11 protein-coding genes are annotated in these 17,131 nt (G+C 74.2%); 2 read left to right on the top strand and 9 right to left on the bottom strand.

From position 1 onward, the window contains the following. Positions 1-13: 13 nt before the first annotated feature. The 9 genes from GA0070614_RS05145 to GA0070614_RS05105 form a co-directional block, all read right to left on the bottom strand. Entirely contained in the window at positions 14-544 is a 531-nt protein-coding gene (locus tag GA0070614_RS05145; protein ID WP_088974879.1) for a hypothetical protein, read from the bottom strand. Between the two features lie 38 nt (positions 545-582). Next, positions 583-1,299, bottom strand: coding sequence for an HD domain-containing protein (locus tag GA0070614_RS05140; protein ID WP_088974878.1), 717 nt, complete (start codon positions 1,297-1,299; stop codon positions 583-585). A gap of 59 nt (positions 1,300-1,358) precedes the next feature. Continuing rightward, complete coding sequence (locus GA0070614_RS05135) at positions 1,359-5,480, bottom strand: SpoIIE family protein phosphatase (RefSeq protein ID WP_172892373.1); 4,122 nt, start codon at positions 5,478-5,480, stop codon at positions 1,359-1,361. Between the two features lie 359 nt (positions 5,481-5,839). Next, the gene (locus GA0070614_RS05130) at positions 5,840-7,201 is read right to left on the bottom strand and encodes a pectate lyase family protein (RefSeq protein WP_088974876.1); all 1,362 of its coding nucleotides are present in this window, start codon (positions 7,199-7,201) and stop codon (positions 5,840-5,842) included. A gap of 254 nt (positions 7,202-7,455) precedes the next feature. After that, positions 7,456-8,634 carry a Gfo/Idh/MocA family protein gene (locus tag GA0070614_RS05125; RefSeq protein ID WP_088979227.1) on the bottom strand — a complete coding sequence of 393 codons (1,179 nt, stop codon included), beginning with the start codon at positions 8,632-8,634 and terminating at the stop codon, positions 7,456-7,458. A 193-nt stretch (positions 8,635-8,827) separates the two neighbouring features. Beyond that, positions 8,828-10,318 (bottom strand): mannitol dehydrogenase family protein, encoded by a 1,491-nt coding sequence (locus tag GA0070614_RS05120; RefSeq protein ID WP_408630734.1) that lies wholly within the window; start codon positions 10,316-10,318, stop codon positions 8,828-8,830. Then, on the bottom strand, positions 10,309-11,613 hold the full coding sequence (locus GA0070614_RS05115) for an enolase C-terminal domain-like protein (protein ID WP_088974875.1): 1,305 nt from the start codon (positions 11,611-11,613) through the stop codon (positions 10,309-10,311). The genes GA0070614_RS05120 and GA0070614_RS05115 overlap by 10 nt, the downstream gene beginning before the upstream one ends. Then, positions 11,610-13,031, bottom strand: a complete 1,422-nt coding sequence (gene uxaC, locus GA0070614_RS05110) for a glucuronate isomerase (protein ID WP_172892372.1) — start codon at positions 13,029-13,031, stop codon at positions 11,610-11,612. The genes GA0070614_RS05115 and uxaC overlap by 4 nt, the downstream gene beginning before the upstream one ends. A 17-nt stretch (positions 13,032-13,048) precedes the next feature. Beyond that, positions 13,049-14,377, bottom strand: a complete 1,329-nt coding sequence (locus tag GA0070614_RS05105; RefSeq protein WP_088974873.1) for a Gfo/Idh/MocA family protein — start codon at positions 14,375-14,377, stop codon at positions 13,049-13,051. Positions 14,378-14,620: 243 nt separating this feature from the next. Here GA0070614_RS05105 and GA0070614_RS05100 point away from each other — a divergent pair, with 243 nt between their 5' ends. Beyond that, the gene (locus GA0070614_RS05100) at positions 14,621-15,745 is read left to right on the top strand and encodes a LacI family DNA-binding transcriptional regulator (RefSeq protein ID WP_088974872.1); all 1,125 of its coding nucleotides are present in this window, start codon (positions 14,621-14,623) and stop codon (positions 15,743-15,745) included. 19 nt (positions 15,746-15,764) lie between these two features. Next, positions 15,765-17,108 (top strand): ABC transporter substrate-binding protein, encoded by a 1,344-nt coding sequence (locus tag GA0070614_RS05095; protein WP_088974871.1) that lies wholly within the window; start codon positions 15,765-15,767, stop codon positions 17,106-17,108. Positions 17,109-17,131: the final 23 nt, after the last annotated feature.

Genomic DNA, 17,131 nt, shown 5'->3' with positions numbered 1-17,131 from the left:
GGCGGGGGACCGGTCAGTCGGTCGCCGTCACGCAGTACGCGCACTCGTGCCGCTCCGACCAGTCCCTGCGTTCCAGCGCCCCCGGCTGGATCGCCCGGTGCCCGAAGTGCTTGCGGACCGCCATCCGGAACGTCCACAGCGTCTCGGCGAACTCGTGGTACGACTCGTGTCCGGCGGGCGAGCGCAGGTCCGAGCCCGCGCCGATCAGCTTGCGCATCGCCACCAGGCGGTGGAAGGCGGCCTCGCCGGCCACCACCAGGTCCGGCGTGCCGGACATCAGCAGCCGCTCACGCGCCTGGTACGCCCCGGCCTCGGTCATCGCGACGCCGGCCGCCTGCCGGTCGCCGGCGGGGACGGTCCGCAGCGCGGTGTGCGCCGCGTCCAGGGCGAGGGCGAAGTCCACGCAGGTGCGCCAGCGGTCCAGGTCGCGGTCACGGGAGCGGGTGTCGCGCTCCCGGCGCAGGTCGACCAGGAGGCTGCCGGAGAGCGCGATGAGGGCGCCCGCTCCCGTGCTCAGCAACGGCATCCAGTCCATGGTGGACATCGTGCCATCCACCCGGAAGCGGTCATGATCGCCGGGGGCTAGTTCGGCTGGTCGAGGATCGCGCTGAACCGCTCCTCGGCCAGGTCGAGCTGGGCGAAGATGTGCCGTTTCACCGGCGCGGACAGCGGTGTGTCCGGCCGGGAGATCAGGTCCCGGAACACCGGCACCAGCGGGCGGTACTTCGCCGCCGAGCGGGCCACCTTCGGACCGATGGTGTAGACCACGCCCAGCCCGTTGTCGGTGAAGTCGGAGATCTTGATGACCCGGGCCCACGGCTCCCGGTCCAGGCTGGCCGCCACGTGCTCGCGGTACTGGACGTGCCGGTCGCGGCCCGGGTCGTACGCCGGATTGGTGACCGCGCCGACCAGGCGGGCGACGCGCGGGCCGAAACGGTCGGCGAGCGCGGCCAGCGCCGCCGCTGTCGGGTCGGCGGCGCCCGGACCGGCCAGCTCGTCGGGGTGGTCCTCCACCGCGTCGTGCAGCAGGCCGGCGACGATGACGTCGACGTCACGCACCTGGTAGTGGTGCATCATCCGGATCGCCACCCGCAGCAGGTGGTTGAGGTACGGCTCGCGTACCCGCCGGTCGTCACGGTGCAGGTCGGCGGCGAGGTCGAGGGCCTCGGTGAGGCGCTCGCGGGCCGCCGGGTCGAAGGTTCGGATCTCCAGCCGGAACCGCTCCAGCAGGCCACGCTCACCGTGGATCTCGGTGATCGCGTGCATCGGCATGGTCGCGAGGTACGGCGGGAGCTCCATCCCCTACTTATAGCCGATCATCACTCACCGATGGTGACGGCCGTCGGATGGGCGACGGGTCAGGCGGTGCCGGACAGCCGCTTGACCAGCCGCACGACCGTCCCCCGCGGAGTGCCGTCGATGACCGCCTCGTCCATCAGCCGCGCCATGATCAATCGCCCTCGCCCCCGCTCCGACCCCTCCGCGCCGGCCTCCCGCCACCCGCCGGTGTCGGCGACCTCGACCTCCAGCCGGTCGGCGCGCAGGTGTCCCCGGACCGTCACGGTGGCGCCGGGGGCGAACCGGTAGCCGTGCTCGATGGCGTTGGCGCACGCCTCGTCGACGGCGATCAGCGCGGCCTCGACGTCCGACTCGCCCACCCCGAGCCCGACCAGCCAGGCCCGCAGCGACTCCCGGGTGGGCCGCAGTTGCGCCGGGTCGGCGGCGAGCGTCGCGTGGAAGAGGGCCGGCTCCCGGTGCCGGTAGACGAGCACCGCGACGTCGTCGTCGCGGACGTCGGGCAGCAGGTCGCGCACCAGCCGGTCGGCCAGCTCACCCTCGAGCAGTTGACGACCCTCGGTGAGGATGGCGACCGCCCGGGCGATGCCCGCGTCGATCAGCTCCCGCCGCCGTTCCACCAGGCCGTCGGTGTAGAGCAGCAGGGTGGAGCCGGGACGCAGCCGCACCTCGGCCTCGGGCCGGCCGCTGACCGTCACGCTCGCCAGCGGCACCGAACCGGCCCGGTCCAGCAGTTCGGAGGTGGCGTCCGGGTGGGTGAGGATCGCGGGCGGGTGCCCGGCCGACGAGTACCGCAGCACTCCGAGCGCCCGGTCGACGATGGCGCAGAAGACGGTGGTGTTGCCCCCGCCGGGGACGAGCCGGGCGAAGTCGTCCAGCGCGGCCAGCACCTCCGCCGGGCTCTTGGCCTGCAACAGCAGGGCGCGGCAGGCGTTGCGCAGCTGCCCCATCACGGTGGCCGCGGACAGCCCCCGGCCCACGCAGTCCCCGACCACCACACCGACCAGGTCGTCGGGGAGCGGGACCACGTCGTACCAGTCGCCGCCGACCTCCAGCGGACGCACCGCCGGCTCGTAGCGCACGGCGAACCCGCCGGGCAGCTCGACCGGGCCGAGCAGCGCCCGCTGCATGGCCAGGGCCACCGTGCGCTGCGTCTGGAAGGCGCGGGCCCGGACCAGCGCCTGGGCGAGCGCGCCGCCGAGCTGCCGGACCAGCGGCAGGTCCAGCGCCGGCAGCGGGCGCGGCCGGTCCAGCTCCACCCAGATGCCACCCTCGGCGTGCCCCGGCTCGATCCGGGCGCCGATCCCGGTCACCCGGCCGGCGTCGTCGCGGGTCAGCTGGGGCTCGCCGTCCGGCCGCAGCTCGGCGAGGACCCGCCGGACCGGTTCGGTGAACTCGACACCCGCGCCGACCACCACCGGCGCGCCGGCGCCGTCGAGCGCCACCGCGATCCCGCGCGCGCCGCCGACCAGCCCACAGAGTTCCCGCAGGCCCGCGTCGAGCACCTCGCCGATGTCGGTCGCCCCGGCCAGCCGGGAGGCCAGCGCGGCCAGGGTCGCGCTGCGGGCCGCCGCTCCCACCTCGGTCGTCACGTCGCGCAGGGTGGCCACGTAGAGCAGGCGGGCGGTGCCCGGTTCGCGTACGCAGTTGTAGACGGCCTCCACCCAGATCCGGTGGCCGTCGGCGTGCCACGCCGGCAGCGTCACCCGGCCCCGGCCGTCGCGCGCCGCCGCGGCCAGCGCCCCGGTGATGCGAGCCTGCTGCTCCGGCTCCAGCTGGTCCTCCGGCCACCAGGCGAACGGCGGGCGCAGCGGCAGCTCCAGCCGCGCGATCCCGACCAGCCGGCCGAACGCCTCGTTGGCCTCGACGATCGTGCTGTCCGGTTCGATGACCACGAACGCGTCCTGCAACGAGTCGATCAGCGCGGCCCGCCAGGTCGCCTCGTGGTTGCGCAGCCGGGACAGCTCCAGGTGGGCGCGGACCCGGGCCCGCAGCTCCTCCGAGGAGAACGGCTTGGCCAGGTAGTCGTCGGCGCCGGCGCGCAGCCCCTCGACGGCCGCCTCCTCCCCGGCGCGGGCGGAGAGCACGATCACCGGCACGGTGGCGGTGCGCCGGTCGGCGCGCAGCTCACGCAGCAGCCCGACGCCGTCGAGCCGGGGCATCATCAGGTCGGTGAGGACCAGGTCGGGTGGCCGGGCGCGGGCCTGCTCGAGCGCGTCGCGGCCGTCCACCGCGGTCACCACCCGGTAGTGCGGCGCGAGCAGCCCGGCCAGGAACGCGCGCAGTTCGGCGTTGTCCTCCACCACCAGCACCGACGGGGCCGCGGCGGGGCGGGCCGGCGCGGGCGCCGGGGCCGGCGCCGTGCTCCTCGCCGCGGTCCAGCTCAGGGCCTCCCGGGGGTACGCGGGCCCGCCGATCTCCGGCGGCTGCGCCGCCGCTGCCGCCGTCCCGTACGGCAGCCGGACGGTGAACGTGGAGCCGGCGCCCTCGACGGACTCGACCTCGATGTCGCCGCCGTGCAGGTGGACCAGTTCGCGGACCAGGGCCAACCCGATCCCGGTGCCCTCGGTGTGCCCGGCGCCGTGCGCCCGGTGGAAGCGCCGGAACACCAGCGGCAGCTCCTCGGCGGGCACGCCGACGCCGGTGTCGCCGACGGCGAGCGTGGCGTGGGTGTCGTCGCCGCGCAGGCGCACCTCGACCCGGCCGGCCGGGGTGTACTTGAGCGCGTTGGAGAGGAGGTTGACCACCACCTTCTCCCACATGTCGCGGTCGACGTACGCGGTGCGCGGCAGCGGCGCGACGTCGACGGTGTAGGTGAGCCCGGCGCGGCGCATGGCGTGCGCGAACGACTCGGCGACGCCGGTGGTGAGCGCGGCGAGGTCGGTGGGCGCCCGGTCCGGGTCGGTCCGCCCGCTCTCGATGCGGGCCACGTCGAGCATGTCGTTGACCAGTTTGCGCAGCCGGCCGACGTTGCGGTGCACCAGTTCCAGCCGTTCCCGCTGCGCCGGCGGCAGGGGCTCGCGCCGGTCGGCCAGGCTCTCCTGCACCGGCGCGGCGATCAGGGTCAGCGGGGTGCGCAGCTCGTGGCTGACGTCGGTGAAGAACTCGGTCTTGGCCCGGTCCAGCTCGACCAGGGCCGAGGCCCGGCGGCGCTGCGCCTCGTACGCCAGCACGTCGGTCAGCGCGGTCGACACCCGACTGGCGACGAGGTCCATGAAGTGCCGGTACGGCTCGTCGAGGGCGAGGAACGGGCTGACCCCGAGCACCAGCACCCCGACCGGCCGGCTGCGCCCGGTGGCCAGCAGCGGCAGCGCCACCGCCTCCACGACCGGGGCCGTGCCCGGGTGCAGGTCGGGCCGGTGGGACTCGGGCAGCAGCTCGCCGAGGTCGGTGATCCGGGCCGGGTGTCCGGTGCGCAGCACCTGCGTCACCTCGGGCAGTTGCCCGGCGGTGGCCAGCCGCCCGGGTGGAGCCTCGCCGAAGGAGGCGGCCAGGGTCAGGGTGTCCTGCTGCGCCGTGTCGGCGTCGGGCGCGTCGAAGCGCTCGCGCAGGTAGACCTGGCCCAGTGGCAGGTCGGCATGGCCGCGGGCGAGCACCGCGACGGCGGCGCGGACGGCGTCGGCGGCGGTGTCCGCCTCGGCGATGGAGAGTTCGCCCAGGTCACGCAGGAGGGAGAGGCGCCGGTCGCCGACCACCCGCCGGGTCACGTCGGAGGTGGCCACGAAGATCCCGGCCACCCCGCCCCGGTCGTCGCAGATCGGGCTGTAGGAGAACGTCCAGTACGTCTCCTCCCAGTACCCGTGCCGGTACATGTAGAGCATGGTGTTCTCGCCGTGCGCGGCGCCCCGGCCGGCGAGGACGCCCTCGGCCAGCGGTCCCATCGCGTCCCACACGTCCGGCCAGCACTCGGCGGCGGCCTGCCCGATGCCGGCCGGGTACTTGTCGCCCATGATCGGCGTGTACGCGTCGTTGAAGATCTGCACCAGCTCGGGGCCCCACCACAGCAGCATCGGGATGGTGGAGGGAAGCACCGTACGCACCGCCGCCCGCAGCTCGGCCGGCCAGGACGTCACGGGGCCGAGCGGGGTGGCCGCCCAGTCGGTGTGCCGGTGCGCCACGCTGGTGGGGTCGTCGCCGGGGAAGACCCGCGCCGCGGCGTCGTACGCCGATCCGTACGTCCCCACCGCGGCCACCTCCCGCCCCTCGTCGCCCGGGTCCGGTCGCCCCGCGGCCCCCATTGTCCCCGGCGGGGGGTGACTTCGAACGTCGACCCGGCAGCAACCTGCCCGGGGGCGGGGGCCGGGCCATCCGGGCGGCGGGGTGGGTCCCGGCGCGGTGGGACGCCCGCGCCGGGACCCGGGACTCACCGTGCGAGGTGGCCGGCGCCGGCGGTGACGGCCGCCTCCACCCCGCCGACGGGGTCGACGGTGTACGGGTAGGGGATCGGGTGGTGGGGTGTGGGTGGGCCGCCGCGCTGAGCGCCGGACGCGGCGGCCCACGTCCTGCCGGCGCGCCGCGCGGAACACGCGACGCGCCCGCGGGCCTACAGCGGCAGCCGGTCCGCCCCGGCGAGCGCCCCGACCACGATCGGGAGCACCGGCGCGGGCAGCACCCGACCGGCGCGCAGGGTCGGCGTCCAGCCGGCGTCGACGCCCAGGTCCGGGTCGTGGCCGGCGTTGTACGCGGCGACCAGGTCTACCGGGCGCGGCCGGTCACCGTCGGCGCGGACCCAGTTGCCCCGGGTGGTGATCGCGGTGCCGCCCCAGTCGTGCAGCAGGTCCTCGGCGGCGATGCCGGCGCCCAGGGAGAAGTAGTTGTTCTCGGCGTGCACCGCGGACTGCACTCCGACCCCGATGGCGTAGTCGAAGCCCGGGTCGGCGAGCCGGTACCAGTTGTTGTAGACGTCGACCTGGCCGAAGCGGACCCGGGGCAGCCGCTGGAGCACCCGGTCGAACAGGTTGTGGTGCAGGGTCACCTTCAGCCGGCCGACGTCCGGGCCGACCGTGTTGGACGAGCCGATGAGCATCAGCTTGTCCCGCCCGGTGAACCGGTTCCAGGAGGCGGTGACCAGGCTGGCGGTGTGGGTGACGTCCAGCGACCCGTCGTGCACCTGGTACGGCCGGCCGAAGTAGGTCGGTTGGGCGCTGTCCGGGTTGTCGCCGTCGGTGAAGGTGTTGTGGTCGATCCAGACGTGTTCGCTGCGGCGCACCGAGATCTGGTCGTACTGGGAGTTCCAGTTGCCGGCGTCGCCGTCGGTGGGGGACCAGGCCGGGAAGCAGTCCCGGGCGTCGTCGAAGGTCAGGTTCCGCACGATGACGTTGCTGGCCCCGTCGATCATCAGGGTCAGGCCGGTCAGCGTCGCCCCGCGCAGCCCGACGATCGTGGTGTTCGGGCCGACGTTGATCTGCGTCTGCCGGGTCTGGTTCGCCACCGAGCGCACCCGGGCCGCCTCCAGCGCCCCGGTGGGCGCCACCCTGCCCCAGACCGCCGGGTCGTAGGCGGCCAGGTACTCCGGCAGCGAGTACGCCGGGTCGGCCAGATCGGCGCAGCTGCGCAGGGTGCCGTCGTCGGCCTCGAAGCCGTCGACGACCCCGTCGACGACGATCACCTTGGGGGTGGCGTTGGCCCTGTTGGTGGCGTTGTCGCCGCCCAGGGCGCGGACCAGCTCGGCGCGGGTGCGGACCAGGTGCACCTGGTCGGTCCCGGCCGCCGCGCCGCCGGTGGTGCCGACCCCGTCGGCGGCCCAGCCGTCGCCGGCCGGCAGCGTCTGGCGGGCCAGCGCCTCGACGGCCCGGGGGACGCCGGCGGTGTCGGTGGCGGTGGGGCCGGGCGCGGCGATCGCCGCGCCCGGCACGAGGATCAGGGAGAAGGCGACCAGGGTCGCCCCGAGAAGTGGTGGACGCATGTGAGCTCTCCGAAGTGTCCGGTCGGTGCGGCGGATTCCGTGACGGGTACGAAATGCCGATACGACTGACGGTAAGGAAAGTCACACAAGACAGTCAATGAAATCAATATGCAGCTATTTTGCATTGAATCGTGACAAGCGGCATTCACTCGGCCGGTCGCGGTCGAGATTGCGGCTGTTGCGCCCTATTTGCCGACGGCCGGGTCGTCCGGCGTTTGCAGTGCGTTTTCCGTGGCCCCTCCCCGGGCCCGCGGTCAGCCGTCCCCCTCGTCCGTGAGTTCCCTGCGTACCGGCGGCACCGCCCATGGCACCGCCAGCTCCGACAGCAGCGCCCCCTGCTCAGTGGCCCGGCGCAGGGCGTCGTTCACCCCACGTACCGTCACCACCCGCTGCGGCCCCTCCCCGGTCACGCTCACCAGCTCGCCGCCGAGCAGCGCCGGCTCGGGCGCGGCCTGGACCACCTCCAGCACCGCGGTGAACGGCGCGGTACGCGCCAGCGGCGCGATCAGCGGCACCCCGGCGGGGTCGGCCCGGTGCGCCACCAGGTTCTCCAGCAGGCCACGCCGCCCGGGCACCTCCCGGGGCGCGTCGTCGCCGGGCAGCAGCAGCCGGTCGGTCGGGTACTCCAGCACCGCCCGGCCCGCCGTGCCGGTCACGATCACCTCACCGGCGACGAAGTCCTCACCGGCCAGGGTCACCGCGGCCACGATCGGCGGCCCGCCGCGCGACAGCACCCGCAGGGTCGCCGTGTCGTCCACCTCGATCGGGCGGGCCCGGTACCGCTCCAGCTCGACGGCCGCCGGGCGCACGGGCGCGCCGGCCACCGCCTCGGCCACCGCCAGACACTGCATCACGGCGTGCGCCAGCGGATTGGCCAACGCCCCGTCCAGCACCGGCCGCCCGTCGAGGGTGCGCCGGCCGGCCCAGGGGGAGCGGGCGTAGTAGCCGTCCGAGCGCTGCCAGGCCGCGACGGTGGCGATGCCGGTGACCGTGCCGAGCCGGCCCTGCCGCACCGCGCCGGTCAACTCGGCCAGGGCGGCCGAGCCGAGCGCCTGGAAGCCCACCTGGCAGACCCGGCCGGTGTCGGCCAGCGCCCGCGACAGCGTCCGGTGCTCGGCGGTGGAGAGCACCGGCGGCTTCTCCAGCAGCAGGTCCGCGCCGGCGGCCAGGACGTCCAGGGCGATCGGCAGGTGGGTGTGCGGCGGGGTGCAGACGATCACCACGTCCGGCCGGGCGGCGGCGAGCATCACCCGGTGGTCGGTGTGCACCGTGGCCTCCGGCGGCACCGGCGCGGCCGCCTCCTCCTCGATCGGGCGGACGTCGACCAGCGCCACCAGCCGTACCCGGCCGGCCTCGTGCAGCGGGGCGAGGACCCGGCGGTGCCAGCGGCCGTGCCCGTTCGCCCCGATGATCGCCACCCGCGGCGGAGCCACCGGCGTACGGCGCCCGCCGGCCCGACCGCCCGGCGCGCCGTACGCCGCCAGCCCGCCGGCGGCGGCGGGCGGCACCGCGCTCACCGTGCCACCTCCGCTCGTGACTGCGGGGCTCGCAGACCCGGCCCACTCCTCGCGCTCACGGCGTCACCTCGGTTTCGCGACTGCGGCGCTCGCAGACGCGGCACCGCGCTCATGCCGCACCCGCCAGGGTCGCCGCCACGCCGTGGCGGCGCAGGGCGGTCAGCCAGCCGGTCACCTCGTCGCGCACCTCGTCATCCTCGGCCAGCGTCGCCGGGAACACCTCGCGCAGGGCGAAGAGCGCGTCCACCGTGCCGGCCGGGGTGTCCGGGGCGGCGGCCAGCGCGGCCCGGATCCGGTCGGCGAGCGGGTCGTCCAGCGGCAGGTGCCGGCCGTCGTCGGCCCGCCCGGCCACGAAGCGCAGCCAGGCCGCCACCACCAGGGTGCCCCAGTGCGCCGGCCGGCCCTGGGCGCGCAGGTCGGCGATGGTGTGCAGCACCCGCTGCGGCAGTTTCTGCGAGCCGTCCATCGCCACCTGGAGGGTGCGGTGCCGGATCGCCGGGTTGGCGAAGCGGGCCAGCACCTGCTCGCCGTAGTCGGTCACCCGGACCCCGTCCGGCGGGGTGAAGCTGGCGGCCACGTCCTCGGCGACGAAGCGGCGCAGCACCCCGGTCAGGCCGGGCAGCGCGAGCGCGTCCGCGATCGTCTCGCAGCCGGCCAGCGCGCCCAGGTACGCCACCGCCGAGTGCACCCCGTTGAGCCCGCGCAGCTTGAGTCGCTCCCACGGGCCGGCGTCGTCGGTCAGCACCGCGCCGGCCCGCTCCCAGGCCGGCCGGCCGCCGGGGAAGTCGTCCTCGACCACCCACTGGGTGTACGGCTCGGCCGCCACCGCCGCCAGGTCCGCCACCCCGAGCCGCGCCCGGGCGGTGGCCAGGGTCTCCCCGGTGCTGGCCGGGACGATCCGGTCCACCATCGTCGAGGGGAAGCTGACCTGCCCGGCGATCCGGTCCAGCGTCGCGTCCGGCGTGCCGGCCAGGGCCAGCGACTGCCGCACCAGCCCGCGCAGTCGATGGCCGTTGGCCGGCAGGTTGTCGCAGCTGACCAGCGCGATCGGGCCGGCCTCGGCGGCGGCCCGGGCGAGCAGCCCGCGTACCAGCAGCCCGGGCACGGTGACCGGCGGCCGGTCGGTGGTCAGGTCACCGGTCAGCTCCGCGTCGGCGCGCAGCACTCCGCTGACCGGGTCGAGCTGGTACGCCTTCTCCGTCACGGTCAGCGTCACCACCCGGATCGCCGGGTCGGCGAGCAGGCGCACCACCGCCGTCGGGTCACCGGCGGCGTGGCGTACCCCGGCCAGGGCCCCGACCACCCGGACAGCCGCGCCCTCGGCGGAGAGCGTGGTGACGCTGAACAGGTTGTCCTGCGCGGCCAGGGCCTCGACCAGCGCGGTGCTGCGCGGCGCGACCCCGACGATGCCCCAGTCCCCGCCGGCCGCGCCGACCGCCGCCTCGGTGTAGACCGCCTGGTGGGCCCGGTGGAACGCGCCCAGCCCCAGGTGCACCACGCCGGCCGGCACCGTGCCCGGACGCAGCAGCGGCCGGCACTCGGCGGGCACCCGGCGCAGGGTCGCCAGGCCGAGCCGCTCCGTGCCCACGCTCACCGCCACGCCGGGCCGTCCGGGAAACGGAACTCGGCGATCGACGCCGGCCTCATGCTGGTGCTGTAGCCGGGGGCGGTCGGCAGCACGTACCGGCCGCCACGGGTGCGGACCGGGTCGACGAAGTGTTCGTGCAGGTGGTCGACGTACTCCACCATCCGCCCGTCGAGGCTGGTGCCGACCCGCAGGAAGTCGAACGCGGTCAGGTGCTGCACGTACTCGCAGAGGCCCACCCCGCCGGCGTGCGGGCAGACCGGCACCCCGAACTTCGCCGCCATCAGCAGTTCGGCGAGGACCTCGTTGACCCCGCCGACCCGGCAGGCGTCGACCTGCATCACGCCGATCGCCTCGGCCTGGAGCAGCTGCTTGAAGATCACCCGGTTGGCGGCGACCTCGCCGGTGGCGACGCGGCACCGGCCGCCGGTCAGCTCGGTCACCGCCCGGGCGATCCGGGCGTGACCGAGGATGTCGTCGGCGTGCGTCGGCTCCTCGATCCAGTACGGGTCCACCTCGGCCAGCGCGGTCATGGTGACGATCGCCTCGTCGACGTCCCAGACCTGGTTGGCGTCCATCATCAGCAGCGCGTCCGGGCCGATCTCGGCCCGGATGATCCGGGCCCGGCGCAGGTCGTCCTCCGGCGGCCCGCCGACCTTCATCTTCATCGCCCGCCACCCCTGGGCGTACGCCTCGCGGGTCAGCGCCCGGACCTTGTCGTCCGGGTAGCCCAGCCAGCCGACCGAGGTGGTGTACGACGGCAGCCCGTCACGCTCCAGCTCGGCGAGCCGGTCGGTGAGCCCGTCACGGCCCTTGTCCAGGATGGCGGCGGCCTCGTCCGGGGTCAGCGCGTCGGTGATGTGGTGGAAGTCGACGTTGGCGACCAGCTCGTCGGTGGGCAGCTCGGCCAGGTAGCGCCACATCGGCTTGCCGGCCAGCTTGGCGCGCAGGTCCCAGACCGCGTTGACCAGCGCGCCGGTGGCCATGTGGATGACCCCCTTCTCCGGCCCCAGCCAGCGCAGCTGCACGTCGGCGACGAGCGAGCGCCAGAACGCCACCGGGTCGGCCTCGATCTCGGCGACGGTGCGCCCCCGCACGTGGTGGGCCAGGGCGCGGACGGCGGCACAGGTGATCTCGTTGCCCCGGCCGTTGGTGAAGGTGAACCCGGCGCCGGTCGGGCCGCCGTCGGTGCGCAGCTCGACGTAGGTGGCCGAGTAGTCGCCCCGGTTGATCGCGTCGGAGCCGTCGCCGGCCGCCGCGGTGGGGAAGCGCACGTCGTGCACCTCGACGTCGGTGATCCTGACACTCATGACGACTCCCCGAACTTGAAGACCTTCTTGGGCAGCCGGTACGCGAGGTCGACGATGGTCTCGGCGGCCTCGTCCTCGGCCAGCCGGTGCTCGGCGACCAGCCGGGCGAGGAAGCCGGCGTCGATGCGGCGGGCCACGTCGTGGCGTACCGGGATGGAGCAGAACGCGCGGGTGTCGTCGACGAACCCGGCGGTGTTGTAGAAGCCGGCCGACTCGGTGACCGCCTCCCGGAAGCGCCGCAGCACCTCCGGGGAGTCCAGGAACCACCAGGGCGCGCCGAGGTAGAGCGCGGCGTACCCGCCGGCGAGCGGGGCCAGCTCCCGACTGAACGTGTACTCGTCCAGGGTGTAGACGACCACCCGCAGCCGGGGGTCGTTGCCGTGGGCGTCGAGCAGCGGGGCGAGGGCGTTGACGTACTCGGTGGCCTGCGGCACGTCGCCGCCGACGTCGCGGCCGTGGGTGGCGTACAGCCAGCGGTTGTGGTTGCGCGCCGCGCCGGGGTGCAGTTGCAGCACCAGCCCGTCGTCCAGCGACATCCGGGCGAACTCCAGCAGCATGTGCGCCCGGAACGCCTCGGCGTCGGTCGCGTCGGCCTCGCCGCGCAGCCCCTTGTCGTACAGCGCGGCGGCCTCGCCGGGGGAGAGCGCCAGGGTACGGGCGGTCGGGTGGCCGTGGTCGGAGGAGGTCGCCCCGGCGGCCACGAACGCCGCCCGGCGGGCCCGCAGCGCGGCCAGGTAGCCGGGGTACGTGGCGGTGTCCTCGCCGGCGATCTCCCCGAGCCGGGCGACGTTGGTCCGCCAGCCGTCGAACTCCATGTCGACCACGTTGTCCGGACGGAAGGTGGTGACCACCCGGCCACCCGGCCCGCCCCAGCCGTCCGCGGCGAGCTTGGCGTGCGGGCCGAGGTCGTCCAGCGGCGACTCGGTGGTGGCCAGCACCTCGATGCCGAACCGCTCGAACAGCGCCCGGGGACGGAACTGCGGCTCGGCGAGCCGGGCGGCCAGCTCGTCGTAGACGGCGTCGGCGGTGGCGGGGGAGAGCGGGGTGGTCACCCCGAACACGTCGGCGAAGGTCCGTTCCAGCCAGAGCCGGGACGGAGTGCCGCGGAACAGGTGCCAGTGCGCGGCGAAGAGCCGCCAGATCGTCCGTCCGTCGGGCTCCACCGGGCTGCCGTCCACCGTCGGCACACCGAGCCGCGCCGGGGGGACGCCCTGGCTGAGCAGCATCCGGGTGAGGTAGTGGTCGGGCACGATGAGCAGCCGGGCCGGGTCGGGGAACGGGCGGTCCTCGGCGAGGATCGCCGGGTCCACGTGCCCGTGCGGCGAGATGATCGGCTGCGGCGCGGCCAGGGCGTACAGCTCCCGGGCGAGCCCGCGGACGCCCGGGTCCGCGGGGAGGAGCAGGTCAGGGGTTGGCACGGGGACTCCTCGCAGGGTCAGGGCAGGGGGAGCAGGTCGGCGACCCGGACCGGGTCACCGGTCTCCATGCAGCGGTTGGCCGCCAGGCCGGTCAGCAGGGCGAGCGCGCCGTCGCGGGCGGTGGCGGCCCGGTGCAGCGGGTCGGCCGCCCCGCCGAAGAGCACCCGGGTCATCCGGGCGTCCGCCCCGCCGTGGCCCTGCCGGGTGTGACCCTCGACCGGGATGACGGTGGGCGGTTCCCAGAACGGGCGCAGGGTGAGGGTGGCGCCGCCGGACTCGGCGGCGGCCTCGTCGCCGTGCAGGGCCGCGCCCTTGAGCGCGCCGGCCGCCGCCGGGCTGACGAAGTCGCTCTCGACGACCTCCAGCTCCAGCCGGCCCCGGCTGCCGTTGACCATCACCCGGTAGCCCTCCCAGGGGGCGTACGCGGTGAGGTGGTAGGTCATCGTCGCGCCGCTGCTGTAGCGGGCCAGCACCGCCATGTCGTCCTCGATGGTGACGCCGGGGGCGAACACGTTGCGGTCGCGCCGGTAGCCGTCCTCGGCCTCCGCGTCGAGGTACAGCTCGCGCAGCCGGGGGTGCTCGGCCAGGCGCAGCGCGAACGGGTCGTCGGCGGCGGCGGGGGCGTCGTGCGCCCGGTCGTAGTCGCGGGCGTACCCGTGCCGGCGGCCCTCGTCGCCGTAGAAGAAGAGCCGGCCGGCGGCGTACACCTCGACCGGCTCGGCGTCGAGCCACCAGTTGACCAGGTCGAAGTGGTGGCTGGCCTTGTGCACCATCAGCCCGCCGGAGGACGCCTTGTCGCGGTGCCAGCGGCGGAAGTAGTCGGCGCCGTGCCGGACGTCGAGCAGCCACTCGAAGTGCACCGACCCGATCTCGCCGACCGCCCCGTCGGCGAGCAGCCGGCGCAGCTGCTCGTGCAGCGGGTTGTAGCGGTAGTTGAAGGCGACGGTGACCTGCCGTCCGGTCTCGGCGACGGCGTCCAGGATGCGCCGGCAGCGCGGGGCGTCGACGGTCATCGGCTTCTCGGTGATCACGTCGCAGCCGGCGCGCAGCGCGGCGACGATGTACTCGTCGTGGGTGGAGTCGACGGTGGTCACCAGGACCACGTCGACGCGTTCCTTCTCGAGCATGGCGACGAAGTCCCCGGCCCGGTACGTCGGCACCGCCGGGTGACCCAGCTCGACCAGCCACCGGTTGTGGGCGTCCATCCGTGCCTGGTTGACGTCGGCGAAGGCGACCAGCTCCGCGTGCGCGGCGTGCTCGCCGACCAGGGCGCGGACGAACATCTCCGCCCGGGCCCCGGTGCCGACGAGGGCGTGGCGGCGCCGCCGCCCGGGTGGTGGTGACATGCGGTGGACCTCCCGCTCGTGCTGCAAAGGTTTGCAGCGAAGAAACCATGTCGATGAAGACGGCGTCAACGATGGATGCCAATCCCGTGGCATTCGTCCCGATTAGTGCCGACTTGATGGTCGGCTGGGAGCGCGGTCGCAATCGAGCCGTAACAATCGCCCGTTGACACTGGAGCAACCGTTTGCATTAATTGGCGGCACCCATGTGACCGCAGCCACAACACCTGACGAGGGGGCCCGCCCGTGCCAGCCACCATCCGCGACGTCGCGCGGGCCTCCGGCGTGCACATCTCCACGGTGTCCCGCACCTTCTCGGCGCCGCACCTGGTCAACCCCGAGACCCGGGTACGGGTGCTGGCCAGCGCCGAGGAACTGGGCTACCGGCCGAACCGGGCCGCCCGGGCGCTGATCACCGGCCGTACGCACAACATCGGCCTGATCATCGCCGACATCGCCAACCCGTTCTTCCCGCCGCTGATCAAGGCGGCCGAGGGGCAGGCCCGGCACCGCGACTACCACGTCTTCGTGGCCGACACCAACGAGGACCCGGCGGCCGAGGAGGAGCTGGTCCACGCCCTGGCCAAGCAGGTGGACGGGGTGCTGCTGTGCAGCCCCCGGATGAGCAACAGCCTCATCGAGCAGGTCAGCAGAGAGGTCCCGGTGGTGGTGATAAACCGCCAGGTGGCCGGGCTGCCCTGCGTGATGATGGACGTCGGCCAGGGCGCCCGGTCCGCGGTCGAGCACCTGCTCGGCCTCGGCCACCGGCGGATCGCCCTGCTCGGCGGCCCGCGCGGGTCCTGGACCAACCGCGAGATCCGGCGGGCGGCCGGGGCCGCCGCCCGCGCCGGCGGCGCCGAGCTGACCCTGCTCGGCCCCAACCCGCCCACCGAGACCGGTGGCGGCGCGCAGGCCGAGCAGGTGCGCCGCAGCGGCGTCACCGCCGTGCTCGCCTACAACGACCTGATGGCGATCGGGCTGATCGAAGGGCTCGACCAGCTCGGCCTGCGGGTGCCGCAGGACGTCAGCGTCGTCGGGGTCGACGACATCGCGCTGAGCCGGCTCACCCGCCCCAAGTTGACGACGGTGGCCACACCGACCGCGGCCGCCGGCCGGACGGCCGTCGACATGCTGCTGCAACACGACTCCGAGCCCCGCCCGCGTGGCGGGGGCCGGACGGCGGCCGTCGGCGACCGTCGCACCACCGCACAGGTAATGCTCCAGACCGAACTGGTCATCCGCGACTCGACCGGACCCGTACCGGAAACCGGTCGAACCCGCCCCGGAGGTACCCCGGAGGGCCCGGGTCCGCATCGCCTTGCGGACCCGGGCGGCCCGGCCAGGACCACCGGTGGCGTCGTCGCCTCCTAACGCCGAGGAGTGAGCGCAGATGCACCCCGCAACGTCCCCCACCGCCGGCACGCCGGCCGAACCCACTCACCGTACCCTCGCACCCCGCCGTCGATTCCTGCGTGGCCTGGTCGCCGCCGTGGTGGCCGCGCCGCTGATCTTCGGCGCCGCGGCCTGCGGCGACGACAGCTCCGAGGCCGGCGACGGCACGGTCAAGCTCTCCATCTTCTGGTGGGGCGGCGAGAACCGGGCCAAGCTCACCGAGGACGCCCTGGCCCTCTACACCAAGAAGCACCCGAACGTGACGTTCGAGAAGACCTGGCAGGCCAACCAGGGCTACTTCGACAAGCTGGCCACGCTCACCGCCGGCGGCAACCCGCCGGACATCTTCCAGATCGACGACAACTACCTGTCCGAGTACGCCGAGCGCAGCACGGTGCTGGACCTCAACAGCTACAAGGACTCCGGCAAGCTCGACGTGTCGAAGTTCCCCAAGAGCCTGCTGGAGTACGGCGTCGTCGACGGCAAGCTCGCCGGGGTGGCCTCCGGCGAGAACACCCAGGGCCTGGTCTACAACAAGACCCTGCTGACCAGCAACGGCCTCCCGGAGCCGACCACCGGCATGAGCTGGGAGGAGCACATCGCCTGGGCCGAGCAGGTGACGAAGAAGACCAAGGTCCCCGGCACCCAGGACCCGAGCGCCGACTACAAGGCGTTCTGGGTGTGGCTGCGCCAGCAGGGCAAGGACCTTTACAAGGGCAAGGAACTCGGCTTCGACGAGGCGGACGTGACCAGGTGGTTCGAGCTGTGGAAGGGGGCCCGCGAGCGGGGCGCCACCCCGACCCCGGACGTGATCCACGAGGGCAACGCCAGCGACGTCACCAAGCAGCTCGTGGTCACCGGCAAGGCCGCCACGAGCTGGGTCTGGGTCAACCAGATGCCCGACCTGAAGAAGAACACCAAGGACGAGCTGGGCGTGGTCGCCTACCCGGGTGACCCGAGCGGGCAGTGGGCCCGGGCCGCGATGTACTGGTCGGTGTTCAAGGGCAGCAAGCACCGGGACGTCGCGGTCGACGTGATCAACTTCCTGGCCAACGACCCGGAGGCGGTCGCGCTGCTCGGCACCGACCGCGGTCTGCCCTCCAACCTCGACCTGCGGGCCAAGGTCAGCGAGACGGCGACCGACCCGGCGATGAAGCAGTCCATCCAGGTCGAGACGGAGCTGGCGCAGAAGTTCGGCCAGGCGGCGCAGGTGCCGATCAAGGGCCACAGCAAGGTCAAGTCCGAGCTGGTCAAGGCCGCCGAGAACGTCCAGTACGGCCGGGCCACGCCGGCCGAGGCGGCGGCGCAGTACGTCGCGGCCTGCAAGTCCGCCATCGCCTGACCTCGCGGTCGACGGAAAGGAGC

Source organism: Micromonospora coxensis (assembly GCF_900090295.1).
Taxonomy (GTDB): domain Bacteria; phylum Actinomycetota; class Actinomycetes; order Mycobacteriales; family Micromonosporaceae; genus Micromonospora; species Micromonospora coxensis.
This window is presented reverse-complemented; position numbering and strand designations above follow the sequence as displayed.